The following is a 16,454-nucleotide window of genomic DNA, read 5'->3' as shown; positions in this document are numbered from 1 at the left end:
CCCCGTGACCTCGCGAACGCCCGGATCGGCGCAACCTGCTGTACGCCTGGAAGGCGTGGTGAAGACCTTCGACGGTGTGAGGGCCGTCGACGGACTCGATCTCACCGTCGAACCTGCACAGGTGGTCGCGTTGCTCGGTCCGAACGGCGCGGGTAAGACCACCACCGTCGAAATGTGTGAGGGCTTCGTCCGGCCGGACAGCGGCACCGTCCGCGTCCTCGGACTCGACCCCGTCGCGGAGGCCGGCGCCGTCCGGGCCCGGATCGGTGTGATGCTCCAGGGCGGCGGCGCCTACCCCGGTTCCCGCGCCGGAGAGATGCTCGACCTCGTCGCGGCCTACTCGGCCGACCCCCTCGACCCGGACTGGTTGCTGCGCAGCCTCGGACTCGAGGATTCCCGTCGCACCCCCTACCGCAGGCTGTCGGGCGGGCAGCAGCAGCGCCTGTCCCTGGCCTGCGCGCTGGTCGGCAGGCCGGAATTGGTCTTCCTCGACGAACCCACCGCCGGACTCGACGCCCAGGCCCGCCTGCTCGTGTGGGAACTGATCGACGCCCTGCGCCGCGACGGCGTCAGTGTGCTGCTGACGACGCACCTGATGGACGAGGCCGAGGAACTCGCGGACCGGCTCGTCATCATCGACCACGGGTCGATCGTCGCGGCAGGCACGCCCGCCGAGGTCACCAGCCGCGGCGCCGAGGGCCAGTTGCGGCTCAGCGCGCCCGCCGGTCTGGACACCGAGCCCCTCGCCAAAGCCCTCCCCGACGGTTTCCGGGTGGCCGAATCCGGACCGGGCACCTACCTCGTCGAAGGGCCGATCGATCCGAAGGTGGTGGCGTCGGTCGCGTCGTGGTGTGCCGATCTGGACGCCCTGATCAGCGATATCCGCGTCGACCAGCGCAGCCTCGAGGACGTCTTCCTCGAACTCACCGGCCGGGAACTGAGGGGATGACGATGAGCACCAGTGACCGTCTGACGGAGAATCGTTTCGCCCCGGGCACGTTCGCACCCGACCCCCGACCGAGTGGCGCGGCGGTCATGCTGCGGGCGCAGACCGCGCTCGAACTCAAACTGCTCCTACGCAACGGCGAACAGCTGCTGCTGACCATGTTCATCCCGATCACACTGCTCATCGGCCTGTGCCTGCTGCCCATCGGCGACCTCGGAACGTCGCGGGTCGACAAGGTCGTGCCCGCCGTCATGATGGTGGCGGTGATGTCCACCGCGTTCACCGGCCAGGCCATCGCGGTCGGCTTCGACCGCCGGTACGGGGCCCTCAAGCGACTCGGCGCCACCCCCCTGCCGAGGTGGGGGATCATCGCCGGGAAGAGCGCCGCCGTGGTCATCGTCGTCGCCCTGCAGTCGGTGCTCCTCGGTGCGATCGGACTGGCGCTCGGCTGGCGTCCGAGTGCGTGGGGACTGGTTCTCGGCGCCGTAATCATCGCCCTCGGCACCGTGACGTTCGCGGCGATGGGACTGCTGCTCGGCGGCACCCTCCGCGCCGACATCGTCCTCGCCCTGGCCAACATCCTGTGGTTCGTGATGGTCGGCGTCGGCAGCGTGGTGTTCGCCACCGGCGAGCTGCCCTGGCTCCTCCACACCGGGGCCCGGCTGATCCCGTCCGGTGCGCTCGCGCACGCGCTCGACGCCGCACTGTCGGGGTCGGTGGATCTGCTCAGCGTCGTCGTCCTCGTCGTCTGGGGTGCGGCCGCGGGAGCCCTGGCGGCCCGGACGTTCCGATTCACGTGATCCGCCGACCTGCAGCCCGGCGCGCCCGCAGCGCCGGCACCGTTCTGGCAGTCCTGCTCGCCGTCCTCGGCTGCGGCACCCTGCCCGCGGGCGCCGCACCGCAGTGGGGTCCGCCCGCCGCGCCGAACCCGTTCCTCGGACCCGCGGGCACGTCCACGATGCACGGCGACGCGGGATCCACCGACGTGACTCCGCTGCCCGGTCCCGGCACCGGCCCGTTCACCCTGTCCGCATACCCGCTGGTCTCGGCGTGCCCCACCCTCCTGCAGGGTTCCGACCGGCTCGTCGTCGCCTTGTGCACAACCGTGGCCGGCCAGGTCCCCACCGTTCACCTCATCGACCCCGCCGCCCCCGCCGCCCCGTTCGGCAACTCGCTCGCCACGTTCGCGCTGGCGAAGGGCAGCCTCCTGGGCGGCGTGTACGCGTTCCTCGACAACGACAACCGGCTGGTCGTGGTGGACGGCAACCGTCAGCTACTGCGCCTCGGACATTCGCAGGATCCCGAAGGCCGCTGGCGGATCACCGTCGACTCGCGCGTCGACCTGTCCGGCAGTGTTCCGGCGGGCGACAACGTGACCGGGCTGACGCCGGACTGGCAGGGCAACGTCTGGTTCGCCACGGGTGGCGGCGTCGTCGGAGCCGTGGATCGCGCCGGCGTCGCGCATGCTCTGCCGTTGGCCGCGGGCGAACAGGTCCAGAACAGCATCTCCACCTCGCCCGCCGGCACCGCGGTCGCGACGACGCATGCCCTGTACCAGTTCACGCTCCGCGACGGCGCGGTGCGTGTGGACTGGCGGCGTGACTACGACCGCGGTCCGGACCGTAAGCCGGGGCAACTCAGCCACGGCACCGGGTCCACCCCCACCTACTTCGGACCGTCGACCGGCAGCGATTTCGTAGCGATCGTCGACAACGCCGACCCGGAGGTGAGTCTTCGGGTCTTCCGCGCCGATTCCGGTGACGAGATCTGCTCCGTCCCGGTGCTCGGCAGCCCGGGCGGCAGCGAGAACTCCCCGATCGGCATCGCCAATTCGGTGTACGTCGCGGGGACGTACGGCTACCCGTATCCCGCGGTTCCGGACGGCGCGGGCCCGGCGGTGCCGACGAACGCCCCGTTCACCGGCGGCATGACCCGTGTCGACATCGACCCGATCGGCTGCCACCAGGTGTGGAGCAACGACGTCCGCAGCGCGGCGGTGCCCCATCTCTCGACCGGCGACGGGCTCCTGTACACCGTGATCCGTCACGGGTTCGACGTCACGACGCCCCTGGACGGCTTCTCGTTCGCGGTGATCGATCCGGCGGACGGTTCGGTCGAGCACACCAGCCCACTCCCCGGCACCGCGGTCAACGACACCCTGCAGATGTCCGGACTCGTCACCGACACCGGCGACTTCTGGCAGGGCACGGTGACCGGCATCCTGCGTATTCGCGGTGAGTAGCACGGAGTCGAACGCGTCGCCACCGGCCCAACGACACGCTGTAGTTGACGGCCCTCTACCATCGACGTCGTGCTGTATCGCGGGTTTCTGAGCCTGGTAGACCGTCTTCCCCTTCCGTCGCTGACCGTGCAGCGTGTCATCGCGTTCGCGGTGATCCTCACGCAGGGCGGTATCGCCGTCACCGGGGCCGTCGTGCGGGTGACCGCGTCCGGCCTCGGGTGCCCCACCTGGCCGCAGTGCTTCCCCGGCAGTTTCGTGCCGGTCGGGCACGGCGAGGTCGCCGTCGTCCATCAGGCGGTCGAGTTCGGCAACCGGTTGCTCACGTTCGTCGTCGTCGTGGCCGCGGCTCTGATCGTTCTCGCGGTCACCCGCGCCCGCCGTCGTCGAGAGGTCCTCGTCTACGCGTGGATGATGCCTCTCGGCACCGTCGTGCAGGCCGTGATCGGCGGTGTCACGGTGCTGACCGGACTGCTGTGGTGGACGGTGGCGGTGCACCTGCTCGCGTCGATGGCGATGGTGTGGCTTGCGACCGTGATGTACGCGAAGATCTGCGAACCCGACGATGCACCGGCAATCGACGTGATCCCTGCCCCGCTGCGATGGCTCACCGCGCTGTCGGGTGTCGCTCTGGCCGGGGTGCTCGCCGCCGGAACGCTGGTCACGGGCGCCGGACCGCACGCGGGAGACAAGAGTCTCGACCGCGTGGTTCCGCGCCTCGAGGTGGAGATCGTCACGCTCGTGCACCTGCATGCCCAACTGCTGGTGGGCTACCTGGCGTTGCTGGTCGGCCTGTGCTTCGGCCTGTACGCCGTGGGCGCCACCCGCGCGGTGAAGATCCGCGTGCAGGTTCTGCTCGCACTGGTGGTGGCGCAGGCGCTGATCGGACTCGTCCAGTTCTTCACGAACGTTCCCGCGGCCCTGGTGGCATTCCACGTCGCGGGTGCCGGGTTGTGCACCGCGGCCACCGCGGCGGTGTGGGCTGCGGGACGCACCCGCGAGTACGTCACGCAGCCGGACACCGCGAGCGTCTAGCGCTCGTTGCGTGCCTTCGGGAACCGCGTCTGCCGCGCGACCCAGCCGGCCATCTTCTGGAAGTGACCCTTGCGGGGCGTGACGATGCTGGTGATCGCGCGGTCCCACTCCGAGACGGTGACGTCGTCGAAGGATGCGACGACGGCGTTCGCGGTGGCGAGATCCTTGACCACCTGGTCGCCGAGGATGCCGTCGGCGCCGACGAGCGTGATGCGGACGCCGGCGAGTCCGATCGGCTGGATGACGGCACTGGCGGAACCGCCGTGCTCGGCCACGAACTTTTTGATCGCGTCGACCGTGTGGGACGGCAGCGAGGGCGCCGGGCTCGCGGGCGCCTGTTCGGCATGGGTGTCGGTACTCATGACCCCGAGAATACTGGGCGGTAGCGGCATCGTGTCCGCCAGGCTCCGTACGGCGGCCCGCGCCGTGTAGAACTGAAACCATGCGCGCTATACAGGTTTCCCGTCTCGGTGGTCCCGACGTCCTCGAACCGGCAGAGGTTCCCGAACCCCGGATCGGGGCGACGGATCTTCTGGTTCGCACCGACGCGATCGGCATCAACTTCATCGACACCTACTTCCGGACTGGGCTGTACCCACGGCCGTTGCCCTACGTTCCCGGAGACGAGGGCTCCGGTGTCGTGGAGGCCGTCGGCGGCGACGTGACCGGTATCGCTCCCGGTGACCGGGTGGCCTGGTGCTCCGGCCCCGGCAGTTACGCCGAGAAGGTGGTCGTCCCCGCGGCGGTCGCAATCGCGGTCCCGGACTCCGTGCCCGCCCCGCAGGCCGCTTCCGCTCTGCTGCAGGGAATGACGGCCCACTACCTGGCCCACTCCACCTACCCGATCCGGTCCGGCGACACCGTCCTCGTCCACGCCGGAGCGGGCGGAGTCGGTCTGCTGCTGACCCAGATGGCGACCACGCTGGGCGCGCGGGTGATCACCACCGTGTCCTCCGACGCCAAGGAACAACTGTCCCGTGACGCCGGCGCCTACGAGGTGCTGCGATACGACGACGACATCGCCGCCCGGGTGCGTGAACTGACGGACGGCGACGGGGTCGCAGCCGCCTACGACGGGGTCGGAGCGTCCACGTTCGAGGCCAGTCTCGCGTCGGTACGGATCCGGGGGACGGTCGCGTTGTTCGGTGCGGCCAGTGGCCCGGTGCCGCCGTTCGATCCGCAACGGCTGAACCCGGCCGGTTCGCTGTTCCTCACCCGGCCGACCCTCGCGCACTACATCCGAAACCGTGAGGAACTGACGTGGCGGGCCGGAGACGTGTTCTCCGCCCTCGCCGACGGTTCGCTGACGGTCCGGGTGGGCGCGGAGTACCCGCTCGCGCGGGCCGAGGAGGCGCACCGCGACCTGGAGGCGCGTGCGACGACGGGATCGATCGTGCTGGTGCCCTGACGCGGAGCGTCGAGTCAGGCCCTGACGCGGAGCGTCGAGTCAGGCCCTGACGCGGAGCGTCAACTCAGGCCCTGACGCGGAGCGTCAACTCAGGCCCTGACACGGAGCGTCAGCTCAGCAGGCTGCCGACGGTCTGCAGTCCCAGCACCGAGTCGACGGCGAGACCGACGAAGACGACAGCCAGATAGTTGTTGGACTGCAGGAACAGGCGGAGCGGTTTCACGGCCGCTCCGCCTCGGACGCTGCGGTACAGCTGATGGGCCATCAGCAGGAACCAGGCGCCCGCGACGAGGGTCACGGCGGCATAGACGACACCCGCGGCCGGGACGAGCGTGAGCGACGTGATCACCATCGCCCAGCTGTACAGCAGGATCTGCTTGGTGACGTGCTCCTCGGTGGCGATCACCGGCAGCATCGGGACACCGGCCGCCTTGTAGTCCTCCTTGTACCGCATGGCGAGGGCCCACGTGTGCGGCGGCGTCCAGAAGAAGATGACCAGGAACAGCACGATGGGCTGCCAGCTCAGCGACCCGGTGACCGCCGACCAGCCGACCATGACGGGCATGCAGCCGGCGGCGCCGCCCCAGACCACGTTCTGCCATGTCCGGCGTTTGAGGACCATCGTGTACACGAGCACGTAGAACGCGATGGTCAGGACGACCAGGCAGCCGGCGAGCAGGTTGGCCCGCCACCACAGCCACAGGAACGACGCGACACCGAGCGTCATGCCGAACACGAACGCGTGGGACGTCGGGACCGCGTCGCGGGCCAGCGGCCGGCGGGCGGTGCGCTTCATGACCTTGTCGATGTCGGCGTCGACGACGCAGTTGAGCGAGTTCGCACTCGCCGCACCCATCCATCCGCCGAACAGCGTGCTGAGGATCAGGGCGATGTCGACGTTGCCGCGATCCGCCAGCAGCATCGCGGGGATCGTGGCAACCAGCAGCAGCTCGATCACCCGCGGCTTGGTCAATGCGATGTAGGCCAGGACCTTGCCCGTGACGCGACCCAGCACCGTACCGGTGTCGGTCGCGCGGGGGGCGGGGCTGGGGCTGCCGAAGCCGTGTCCGCTCGGCTGATGCCCTGTCCGCACGTTCTCTCCTCGCACCACGCGTAATTCCATATCCGAATGCCGGCGCCTGCTCCCGAAGTCCTTCGCGACCGCCGGCCGTCTACTACAAACGATGGTAGACCGCCGTAATGCGCGAACCGAATCGACCCGGATACGACCGCACACTAGGCTGGAGTCGCACAAGAGGCCCACGCATCCTCAGGCTCCACGTTCACCCATGTCAGGAGACTTCTGCCCGTGTCGATCACAGACGACATCCACGTCCTCACGCAACCGGTTCACCCCGCCGACTGGACCGAACTGGACACCAAGGCCGTCGACACCATCCGGGTGCTCGCCGCGGACGCGGTGCAGAAGGTCGGCAACGGCCACCCCGGCACGGCCATGAGCCTCGCGCCCCTCGCCTACACCCTCTTCCAGCGCGTCATGCGCCACGACCCCACCGACGCCGACTGGATCGGCCGCGACCGGTTCGTGCTGTCCTGCGGGCACTCCAGCCTCACCCTCTACATCCAGCTGTACCTCGCCGGCTACGGGCTCGAACTCGACGACCTGGAAGCATTGCGCACCTGGGGCTCGAAGACCCCCGGCCACCCCGAACACGGCCACACCCGCGGCGTCGAGATCACCACCGGACCGCTCGGTCAGGGCCTCGCCTCCGCCGTGGGCATGGCCATGGCCGCCCGCCGTGAGCGCGGCCTCTTCGACCCCGAGCCCGCGCTCGGCGACAGCCCGTTCGACCACCACATCTACGTCATCGCCTCCGACGGGGACATCGAGGAGGGCGTCACCTCCGAGGCCTCCTCCATCGCCGGCGTCCAGCAGCTCGGCAACCTGACGCTGATCTACGACGACAACAAGATCTCCATCGAGGACGACACCGCGATCGCGCTGTCCGAGGACACCGCCGCCCGCTACGAGGCGTACGGCTGGCACGTGCAGATCGTCGAGGGCGGCGAGAACGTCGTCGCCATCGAAGAGGCCCTGAACAAGGCCCGCGAGGTCACCGACAAGCCGTCGCTGATCCTGCTCCGCACCATCATCGGCTTCCCCGCACCGACCAAGATGAACACGGGCGCGGCGCACGGCGCCGCCCTCGGTGCCGACGAGGTCGCGGCCGTGAAGAAGGCTCTCGGCTTCGATCCGGACAAGACGTTCGAGGTCGCCGACGAGGTCATCGCCCACACCCGCAAGGTCGTCGAGCGCGGCGCGCAGGCACACAAGCAATGGCAGGCCCAGTACGACGAGTGGACGCAGCGCGCCCCCGAGGGCAAGAAGCTCCTCGACCGTCTGATCGGCCGCGACCTTCCCGCCGGCTGGGCCGACGTCCTCCCCACCTGGGAGCCGGATCCCAAGGGCGTCGCGACCCGCAAGGCATCCGCCGCCGTTCTCAACGCCGTCGGGCCGGTGCTCCCCGAACTGTGGGGCGGCTCCGCCGACCTCGCCGAGAGCAACAACACCACCATCAAGGGCGCCGACTCGTTCGGTCCCGAAGCCATCTCCACCCGGATGTGGACGGCCCAGCCCTACGGCCGCACCCTGCACTTCGGGGTCCGCGAACACGCCATGGGCTCTATCCTCAACGGCATTGCGCTGCACGGACCGACCCGCCCCTACGGTGGCACCTTCCTCGTCTTCAGCGACTACATGCGTCCCGCCGTGCGGCTCGCCGCGATCATGAAGACCCCGGTCACCTACGTGTGGACGCACGACTCCATCGGACTCGGTGAGGACGGGCCCACCCACCAACCGATCGAACACCTCGCCGCGCTGCGCGCGATCCCCGGCCTGTACGTCGTGCGGCCCGGCGACGCCAACGAGACCGCCCACGCCTGGCGCGCCGTCCTCGAGAAGGGCGCCGACGAGGCCACCCGCGCTCCCGCCGGCCTCGCCCTGACCCGCCAGGACCTGCCCGTCCTCGAGGGCACCAGCTACGAGGGTGTCTCCCGCGGCGGCTACGTCCTCGCCGACGCCTCCACCGGCGCACCGGAGGTCGTGCTCATCGGCACCGGGTCCGAGCTGCAGCTCGCCGTGGCCGCCCGCGAGACCCTCGAGGCCGACGGCATCCCCACCCGGGTCGTGTCCATGCCCTGCGTCGAATGGTTCGACGCCCAGGACCAGGCCTACCGCGACGGCGTCCTCCCCCCGACGGTCAAGGCGCGGGTCTCCGTCGAAGCCGGCATCTCCATGCCCTGGTACCGCTTCGTCGGCGACGCGGGCGAAATCGTGTCCATCGAGCACTTCGGCGCGTCCGCCGACTACAAGACCCTGTTCCGCGAGTTCGGTTTCACCGCCGAAGCCGTCACCGCCGCCGCACAGCGCTCGCTCGCACGCGTGAAGGGATAGACCGCCATGACTCAGAACCCCAACCTCCAGAAGCTCTCCGAAGCAGGCGTGTCGGTGTGGCTCGACGACCTCTCCCGTGACCGCATCGAGTCCGGCAACCTCGCCGAGCTCATCGCGACCAAGAGCGTCGTCGGTGTCACCACCAACCCGTCGATCTTCCAGGCCGCACTCAGCAAGGGCCACGTCTACGACGCACAGGTCCGGGAGCTCGCCGAGCGCGGTGCCGACGTCGAGGCCACCATCCGCACGGTGACCACCGACGACGTGCGCGCCGCCTGCGACGTCCTCGCCCCGCAGTTCGAGGCGAGCCACGGCGTCGACGGCCGGGTGTCCATCGAGGTCGACCCGCGCCTCGCGCACGACGCCGACAAGACGGTCGCGCAGGCCGTCGAACTGTGGAAGATCGTCGACCGCCCCAACCTGTTCATCAAGATCCCGGCCACCGAGGCCGGTATCCCGGCCATCGCCAAGGTGCTCGGTGAGGGCATCAGCGTCAACGTCACGCTGATCTTCTCCGTGGAGCGCTACGAGCTCGTCATGGGCGCCTACCTGGACGGCCTCGAGGCCGCGAAGGCGGCCGGTCACGACCTGTCCCGCATCCACTCGGTGGCCTCGTTCTTCGTCTCCCGCGTCGACACGGAGATCGACAAGCGGCTCGACAAGATCGGCACCCCTGAGGCGCTTGCGCTGCGCGGCAAGGCGGCGCTCGCCAACGCCCGCCTCGCGTACGCCGCGTACCAGCAGGTCTTCGAGGTGCAGCCGCGGTTCCAGGGTCTGCTGCCGGACGGTGCGCGCCCGCAGCGCGCGCTCTGGGCGTCGACCGGAGTCAAGAACCCCGACTACCCCGACACCCTGTACGTCTCCGAACTGGTGGCTCCGAACACAGTGAACACGATGCCCGAGAAGACTCTCGACGCGTTCGCCGATCACGGTGAGGTCGTCGGCGACACCGTCTCCGGCACCGCGGTCGAGTCGCAGGAGGTGTTCGACAAGCTCAGCGCCGTCGGCATCGATCTCACAGACGTGTTCAAGGTCCTCGAGGACGAGGGTGTGGACAAGTTCGAGGTGTCCTGGACCGAGCTTCTGGAGGCCACCGCGGAGCAGCTGCGCGCAGCAGGGCAGAAGAGCTGATACGTGAGCGAACCCGCAGCGTCAGACGATTGGGTCAATCCACTCCGCGACGGTAGGGACAAGCGCCTACCACGCATCGCCGGGCCGTGTGCGCTGGTGATCTTCGGTGTCACCGGCGACCTGGCCCGGCGCAAGTTGATGCCCGCCATCTACGATCTGGCCAATCGTGGTCTTCTGCCGCCCGGGTTCGCTCTCGTCGGGTTCGCCCGCAGGGATTGGTCGGACGAGGACTTCGGCAAGATCGTCCACGATGCCGTCCGCGACCATTCCCGCACCCCGTTCCGGGAGGACGTCTGGGAGCGACTGTCGGAGGGCCTGCGTTTCGTCAAGGGCAGCTTCGACGACCCGGCGGCCTTCCAGGAACTGGCCCACACTCTCGGGACACTGGAACGCGAACGCGGGACCGGCGGCAATCACGGGTTCTATCTCGCGATTCCGCCGGACGCGTTCCCGGTCGTCCTGAAGCAGCTGTCCGAGGCCGGTCTCGCGCAGTCGAACGACGACCAGTGGCGTCGGGTAGTCATCGAGAAGCCGTTCGGTCACGACCTCGAGAGTGCACGTGAGCTCAACGCGGTCGTGAACGAGGTCTTCCCTGAGGACACGGTCTTCCGGATCGACCACTACCTCGGCAAGGAAACCGTCCAGAACATCCTGGCGTTGCGCTTCGCGAACCAGTTGTTCGATCCGATCTGGAACGCCCACTACGTGGATCACGTCCAGATCACCATGGCCGAGGACATCGGTCTCGGTGGACGCGCCGGGTACTACGACGGCATCGGGGCGGCGCGCGACGTCATCCAGAATCACCTGCTGCAACTCCTCGCGTTCACCGCGATGGAGGAGCCGATCAGCTTCGAACCGTCCGAGTTGCAGGCGGAGAAGATCAAGGTGCTCTCCGCCACCAGGCTCGCCCAGCCGCTCGACGAGACCACCGCGCGCGGCCAGTACGCGGGCGGCTGGCAGGGCGGTACCCGGGTGGTCGGACTGCTGGAGGAGGAAGGGTTCTCGAAGGACTCCACCACGGAAACGTTCGCGGCCATCACCCTCGAGGTCGACACCCGCCGCTGGGCGGGGGTGCCGTTCTACCTCCGCACCGGGAAGCGGCTCGGCCGTCGGGTCACCGAGATCGCCGTGATCTTCAAGCGCGCACCGCATCTGCCGTTCGATCAGACCATGACCGAGGAACTGGGGCAGAACGCCCTCGTCATCCGGGTGCAGCCGGACGAGGGTGTGACCATGCGGTTCGGGTCCAAGGTCCCGGGGTCGAGCATGGAAGTCCGCGACGTCAACATGGACTTCAGCTACGGTCAGGCGTTCACGGAGTCGTCGCCCGAGGCGTACGAGCGCCTCATCCTCGACGTGCTCCTCGGTGAGCCCTCGCTGTTCCCCGTGAACGCCGAGGTGGAACTGTCCTGGGAAATCCTCGACCCCGTGCTCGAGCACTGGGCCGCGGACGGCAGGCCGGAACCGTACGAGGCCGGCACGTGGGGCCCGCCGTCGGCAGACGAAATGATGCACCGCACCGGTCGCGAATGGAGAAGGCCGTAGATGATCACCGACATTCCCGCGACCACCACCGGACAGGTCAACAAGAAACTGGTGGAGCTGCGCAAGACGGGCGGCGCGGTGACCCTGGGACGAGTACTCACGCTGGTGGTGTGCACCCGCGACAGTGAGTACTCGGAGGACATCATCGACGCCGCCAACGAGGCGAGCCGGGAGCATCCGTGCCGCGTCATCGTCGTCGCCTGGGGGTCCCGTGACGCGGAACCCCGCCTGGATGCGCAGATCCGCGTCGGCGGCGACGCCGGCGCGTCGGAGGTCGTCGTGCTGCGCCTCTTCGGCGAACTCGCCGACCACGAGAGCAGCGTGGTGGTGCCGTTCCTCCTCCCAGACACTCCCGTTGTCGTGTGGTGGCCGGAGACCGCCCCGGAGGTTCCCGCCGAGGATCCGGTGGGCAAGCTCGCGATCCGGCGGATCACCGACGCGACCGATCGCGCGGATCCGGCTGCGGAGATCAAGAGCCGCCTGACGTCGTACTCGTCCGGTGACTCGGACCTGGCCTGGAGCCGCATCACCTACTGGCGTGCGCTCCTGACCTCGGCCGTCGACCAGCCGCCACACTCGCCGATCACGTCGGCGGTGGTGTCCGGACTGGTGGACGAGCCCGCCGTCGACATGATCGCGGGGTGGTTGGCGAGCCGCGTCGACGTCCCGGTCACCCGGCGGGTCGGCCCGTTGTTCGTGGAGATCAACTTCGCCGACGGTGGTGCGTTGACCATCAGCCGCCCCCAGACGGGTACCACGGCGACGCTGTCCCGCACCGGCAAGCCCGATGCGCGGGTCGCGCTCCGCAGGCGGGAAACGAGCGAGTGCCTGGCCGAAGAACTACGCAGACTCGACCCCGACGAGGTCTACGAGACCGCACTCGCCGGGCTGACGAAGGTGACGTATGAGTGACATCCACGTAGAGGTCCACCCCGACACCGACACGCTGGTGACGAAGGCCGCGGCGCGGTTCGTCGACACCGTCGTCGCCGCCCAGAAGGACCGCGGCACGGCGTCGGTGGTCCTCACCGGCGGCGGCACCGGGATCGGCCTGCTCGAGAAGGTCCGGGAGAACCCGGGCGACATCGACTGGCGTGCGATCGACATCTTCTGGGGTGACGAGCGGTTCCTGCCGGCCGGCGACCCGGAACGCAACGACGTGCAGGCGCGGGCCGCGCTGCTCGACCACGTCGACGTCGATCCCGACCGGGTGCACACCATGCCCGTCGCGGACGGCATCTACGAGAACGATCCGGAGGCGGCCGCCGTCGCGTACGCGCAGGTACTCGGGGCGCACGCCGGAGGCAAGCAGGTCCCGGTGTTCGATGTCCACCTGCTCGGCATGGGCGGTGAGGGACACGTCAATTCGCTGTTCCCCGACACCGACGCGGTACGCGAGGAGCACCGGTTCGTGGTCGCGGTGACGGACTCCCCCAAGCCGCCGCCGGTGCGGGTCACGCTGACCCTGCCCGCCGTCCGGCACGCCGACGAGGTGTGGCTGGTCGTGTCGGGTGACGCGAAGGCCGAGGCCGTGGCCGCCGCCATCGCGGGCTCTCCCCCCGTCGAGATCCCGGCGTCCGGGGCCCGCGGGCTGTCGGCGACCCGGTGGCTGCTCGACACGTCGGCCGCGTCCCGGCTGCCGAACTGACGCTCTCATCCGACGGGGTCCTCGTCGTCGTCCGCCGGTAGCCCGGCGGGCGACCGAGGGTCCCGCTCGACCGGTGACCGGGTGACCCGGCATTCGGTGACGATCCGACCGGCACGACGAGGGCTTGCCGTGCTCGTCCCCCGCCGTCCGATTCCCCCGCGCCAATGGTCCGGGTTGCCCGTGCAGCGCCTCATCCGTCGCCCCAATTCGTCTCGGAAACGTTCGTGCTCTTTCCCGTTTTGACGCAGCGAAGGACGGTTCGGTTCCCCCGCCCCGCAAGAAAGTTCACGCACTTCTCGCGGAACGCGGGAACCGGTCCGGCTATCCGCTGTTGCGCAGCGCGGTCGCCAGCCCGTTCATCGTGAGCTGGATGCCACGGCGCGTCTGATCACTGTCGTCCCCGGCCCGGTAGCGGCGCAGCAGTTCCACCTGCAGGTGGTTGAGGGGCTCGAGGTACGGGAACCGATTGTGCACCGACCTCTCCAGACCGGGGTTGTCGGCGAACAGGGTGTCGTTCCCGGTGATCGCCTTGTACATCCGGATGGTCCGCTCGTGCTCCTCGGCGATCTTGCCGAACACCCGTCGGCGGAGTTCCTCGTCGGGAACCAGTTCCGCGTAGCGGGCGGCGAGACCCATGTCGGACTTCGACATCACCATCGCCAGGTTCGACAGCACCGTCCGGAAGAACGGCCACTTCTCGTACAGGCGGGACAGCGTGGCCACCCTCTGGGGGTCGCCCTGCGTCCATTCCTCGAACGCCGCACCCGTGCCGTACCACCCGGGCAGCATGACCCGGGACTGACTCCACGACAGCACCCACGGGATCGCCCGGAGGTCGGAGATGGACGTGGTCTGCTTCCGTGAGGCCGGGCGGCTGCCGATGTTGAGGGCCCCGATCTCCGCGACCGGAGTCGACATCTCGAAGTACTCCACGAATCCGGGTGTCTCGTGCACCAATTCGCCGTAGGCGCGGCGGGCCAGCGCGGCGAGCTCGTCGAGAATGCGGTATGCCGGTTCGGCGTCGTCGCCGAGTCCCTCGACGTCGAGCAGGGTGGCTTCGAGGGTCGCGGCGAGCAGCGTTTCCAGGTTGCGCTGCGCGAGGCGGGGTTCCGCGTACTTGGCGGCGATCACCTCGCCCTGTTCGGTGATCCGCAGCGACCCGGCCACCGCGCCGGGCGGTTGCGCGAGGATCGCCTCGTAGCTGGGTCCGCCGCCGCGACCCACGGTGCCGCCGCGACCGTGGAAGAGCCGCAACCGGATTCCCGTCTTGCGGGCGGCGTCCACCAGATCCAGCTCGGCGCGGTACAGCGCCCAGTTGGCCGCCAGGTAGCCGCCGTCCTTGTTGGAATCGGAGTACCCGAGCATCACTTCCTGCGAGTCGCCGCGCGACGTCACCAGGGCCCGGTAGATCGGCACCTCGAGGGTGGCCTCGAGGGTGGCGGCCCCCTGCTGCAGGTCCTCGATCGTCTCGAACAGCGGCACGATGCCCACCGGGCAGGACGGCGCCTCCCCCGATCCGGGGTCGAGCAGACCCACCTCCTTCAGCAGCACAGCGGCCTCGAGCATGTCGCTGACGGAGGTGCACATGCTGATGATGTAGTTGGGCACGGCGCCCGCACCGAGTGTCCGGACCGCCTCGGCGCCGGCCTGGAGGATGGCGAGCTCCTTCGCGGTCAGCTCGCTGAACTCCGCGTTCGCGGTGGTCAGTGGGCGCCGGGTGGACAGCTCCGCCGACAGCAACTCCACCCGCTCGTCCTCGGACAGCGACGGGTAGTCGGGGTGCACGCCCGCCCACGCCAGCAGCTCGGCGACGACGGTCTCGTGCACGTCCGAGTTCTGCCGCATGTCCAGTCCGGAGAGGTGGAAACCGAACACCTCCACCGAGTCCCGCAGGTTCGCCAGCCCGTCGTCGGCGATGGTGCCGTCACCTCCGCGCCGCAGGGAGTCGTCGACGACGTCGAGTTCGTCGAGCATCTGCCGCGGGGTGTCGTAGGGTGCGAGCCCGAGGTCGAGCCCGTGATCGGGTGCCTCACCCAGAATGCGGTGCGCGGTGGCCGTGAGACGCCCCCGGATACCCCGTATCGCGCGCCGGTACGGCTCGTCGGCGCGGAACGGGGAATCGTCCTGCGAGGCCGCGGCCAGGAGGTCGAGTGCGGGCGTGACGGTGACGAGGCGGGCCGACATGGACAGTTCGCGCTCGAGCGTCTCGAGTTCCCCGAGGTGATGCTCGAGGGCGGTGGCCGCGGCACGGGTGGTGGCCTGCCGGACCACCTCGTCGGTGACGTACGGGTTGCCGTCGCGGTCGCCGCCGATCCACGAGCCGGGGCGCAGAATCGGTTCCCGGCCCAGATCCGCGTCCGGCCACCGCGATCGCAGGGCGCCGCGCAGTTCGGCGTTGATCTTCGGGACGACCTCGAACAGTGCCGCGTCGTAGTACCGCAGCCCGACCTCGATCTCGTCCTGGATCCGCAACCGCGACAACCGGATCAGCGCGGTCTGCCACAGGGTGAGGATCTGCCGCCGCAGCCGGACGTCGACGTCGGCCGTCTCGCTCTCGGTCAGGGCGGTCCGCTCGCGGTAGCGCATCAGTTCGGTGATGCGGGACTGGGTTTCGAACACCGTCCGGCGGCGGGTCTCGGTGGGGTGGGCGGTGATGACCGGCGACACGAGCGCCCCGCGCAACGCGTCCGCGACGACGGCGCTGTCGAGGTGCGCAGCGTCGAGTTTGGCGAACGTGGCGGTCAGGGTGCTGTCGGGGGCGGGTTCACCGGCGGCGACGTGGACGGCACGCCGGCGTTCACGGTGGATGTCCTCGGCGAGATTGGCCAGCAGGGCGAAGTGGCTGAAGGCCCGGATGACGGGAATGGTGTCGCTCGTGGACACCTGGGTGAACATGTCCGCCAGATCTGCGCGGTCGATCTCGGAACGACGAACCCGGAACGATTCGACCCTGGCCTTCTCGACGAGGTCGAAGACGCTGTCCCCGGCCTGTTCCCGCACTATCTGACCGAGGATGCCGCCCAGGAGCCGAATGTCTTCGCGGAGTGGTTCAGTGGCCTCACGTGGGGTTTCGATCATTCA

13 protein-coding genes are annotated in these 16,454 nt (G+C 69.3%); 10 read left to right on the top strand and 3 right to left on the bottom strand.

Going from position 1 to position 16,454, the window contains the following annotated elements; all coding sequences use genetic code 11:
- Window positions 1–4 precede the first annotated feature (4 nt).
- The 4 genes from PSR88_RS36375 to PSR88_RS36360 all read left to right on the top strand — a co-directional run bounded on the left by PSR88_RS36375 (window position 5) and on the right by PSR88_RS36360 (window position 4,220).
- A complete protein-coding gene (locus PSR88_RS36375; RefSeq protein WP_011598887.1) occupies window positions 5–949 on the top strand; it encodes an ABC transporter ATP-binding protein in 945 nt (314 codons plus the stop codon).
- Window positions 946–1,746: an ABC transporter permease gene (locus PSR88_RS36370; protein ID WP_011598886.1), complete on the top strand. Its 801-nt coding sequence runs from the start codon at window positions 946–948 to the stop codon at window positions 1,744–1,746. The genes PSR88_RS36375 and PSR88_RS36370 overlap by 4 nt, the downstream gene beginning before the upstream one ends.
- Entirely contained in the window at window positions 1,743–3,188 is a 1,446-nt protein-coding gene (locus tag PSR88_RS36365) for a hypothetical protein (RefSeq protein WP_016880339.1), read from the top strand. Before PSR88_RS36370 ends, PSR88_RS36365 begins: the two co-directional genes overlap by 4 nt.
- 69 nt (window positions 3,189–3,257) lie before the next feature.
- Window positions 3,258–4,220 carry a COX15/CtaA family protein gene (locus PSR88_RS36360; RefSeq protein WP_011598884.1) on the top strand — a complete coding sequence of 321 codons (963 nt, stop codon included), beginning with the start codon at window positions 3,258–3,260 and terminating at the stop codon, window positions 4,218–4,220.
- On the opposite strand, the gene PSR88_RS36355 is transcribed toward PSR88_RS36360, so the two are convergent.
- Complete coding sequence (locus tag PSR88_RS36355) at window positions 4,217–4,582, bottom strand: hypothetical protein (protein ID WP_016880338.1); 366 nt, start codon at window positions 4,580–4,582, stop codon at window positions 4,217–4,219. The two genes, PSR88_RS36360 and PSR88_RS36355, sit on opposite strands and share 4 nt — an antisense overlap.
- 80 nt (window positions 4,583–4,662) lie before the next feature.
- Here PSR88_RS36355 and PSR88_RS36350 point away from each other — a divergent pair, with 80 nt between their 5' ends.
- Window positions 4,663–5,628 (top strand): quinone oxidoreductase family protein, encoded by a 966-nt coding sequence (locus tag PSR88_RS36350; protein WP_011598882.1) that lies wholly within the window; start codon window positions 4,663–4,665, stop codon window positions 5,626–5,628.
- Window positions 5,629–5,737: 109 nt separating this feature from the next.
- Here the strand turns inward: PSR88_RS36350 and PSR88_RS36345 are convergent, their stop codons facing one another.
- Window positions 5,738–6,721, bottom strand: a complete 984-nt coding sequence (locus PSR88_RS36345; protein WP_009480452.1) for a heme o synthase — start codon at window positions 6,719–6,721, stop codon at window positions 5,738–5,740.
- A 216-nt stretch (window positions 6,722–6,937) separates the two neighbouring features.
- Between PSR88_RS36345 and tkt the strand changes: the two genes are divergently transcribed.
- Genes tkt through pgl form a run of 5 tightly spaced genes read left to right on the top strand, consistent with a single transcriptional unit; the run spans window position 6,938 to window position 13,373 of the window.
- On the top strand, window positions 6,938–9,046 hold the full coding sequence (tkt, locus tag PSR88_RS36340; protein WP_011598881.1) for a transketolase: 2,109 nt from the start codon (window positions 6,938–6,940) through the stop codon (window positions 9,044–9,046).
- 6 nt (window positions 9,047–9,052) lie between these two features.
- The gene (gene tal / locus PSR88_RS36335; RefSeq protein ID WP_011598880.1) at window positions 9,053–10,177 is read left to right on the top strand and encodes a transaldolase; all 1,125 of its coding nucleotides are present in this window, start codon (window positions 9,053–9,055) and stop codon (window positions 10,175–10,177) included.
- Between the two features lie 3 nt (window positions 10,178–10,180).
- A complete protein-coding gene (gene zwf / locus PSR88_RS36330; RefSeq protein WP_016880334.1) occupies window positions 10,181–11,725 on the top strand; it encodes a glucose-6-phosphate dehydrogenase in 1,545 nt (514 codons plus the stop codon).
- On the top strand, window positions 11,726–12,637 hold the full coding sequence (gene opcA, locus PSR88_RS36325) for a glucose-6-phosphate dehydrogenase assembly protein OpcA (RefSeq protein WP_016880333.1): 912 nt from the start codon (window positions 11,726–11,728) through the stop codon (window positions 12,635–12,637).
- Window positions 12,630–13,373, top strand: coding sequence for a 6-phosphogluconolactonase (gene pgl / locus PSR88_RS36320; RefSeq protein WP_016880332.1), 744 nt, complete (start codon window positions 12,630–12,632; stop codon window positions 13,371–13,373). The genes opcA and pgl overlap by 8 nt, the downstream gene beginning before the upstream one ends.
- A 321-nt stretch (window positions 13,374–13,694) precedes the next feature.
- On the opposite strand, the gene ppc is transcribed toward pgl, so the two are convergent.
- Complete coding sequence (gene ppc, locus PSR88_RS36315; RefSeq protein ID WP_011598878.1) at window positions 13,695–16,451, bottom strand: phosphoenolpyruvate carboxylase; 2,757 nt, start codon at window positions 16,449–16,451, stop codon at window positions 13,695–13,697.
- Window positions 16,452–16,454: the final 3 nt, after the last annotated feature.

It is taken from the genome of Rhodococcus sp. DK176 (genome assembly GCF_038447315.2).
Lineage (GTDB): Bacteria > Actinomycetota > Actinomycetes > Mycobacteriales > Mycobacteriaceae > Rhodococcus_F > Rhodococcus_F jostii_A.
This window is presented reverse-complemented; position numbering and strand designations above follow the sequence as displayed.

Coding starts and splice junctions, on each gene's coding strand:
- PSR88_RS36370 (WP_011598886.1), top strand. CDS start 946: ATGACGATGAGCACCAGTGACCGTCTGACGGAGAATCGTTTCGCCCCG.
- PSR88_RS36355 (WP_016880338.1), bottom strand. CDS start 4,582: ATGAGTACCGACACCCATGCCGAACAGGCGCCCGCGAGCCCGGCGCCC.
- PSR88_RS36350 (WP_011598882.1), top strand. CDS start 4,663: ATGCGCGCTATACAGGTTTCCCGTCTCGGTGGTCCCGACGTCCTCGAA.
- tal (WP_011598880.1), top strand. CDS start 9,053: ATGACTCAGAACCCCAACCTCCAGAAGCTCTCCGAAGCAGGCGTGTCG.
- opcA (WP_016880333.1), top strand. CDS start 11,726: ATGATCACCGACATTCCCGCGACCACCACCGGACAGGTCAACAAGAAA.
- pgl (WP_016880332.1), top strand. CDS start 12,630: ATGAGTGACATCCACGTAGAGGTCCACCCCGACACCGACACGCTGGTG.
- ppc (WP_011598878.1), bottom strand. CDS start 16,451: ATGATCGAAACCCCACGTGAGGCCACTGAACCACTCCGCGAAGACATT.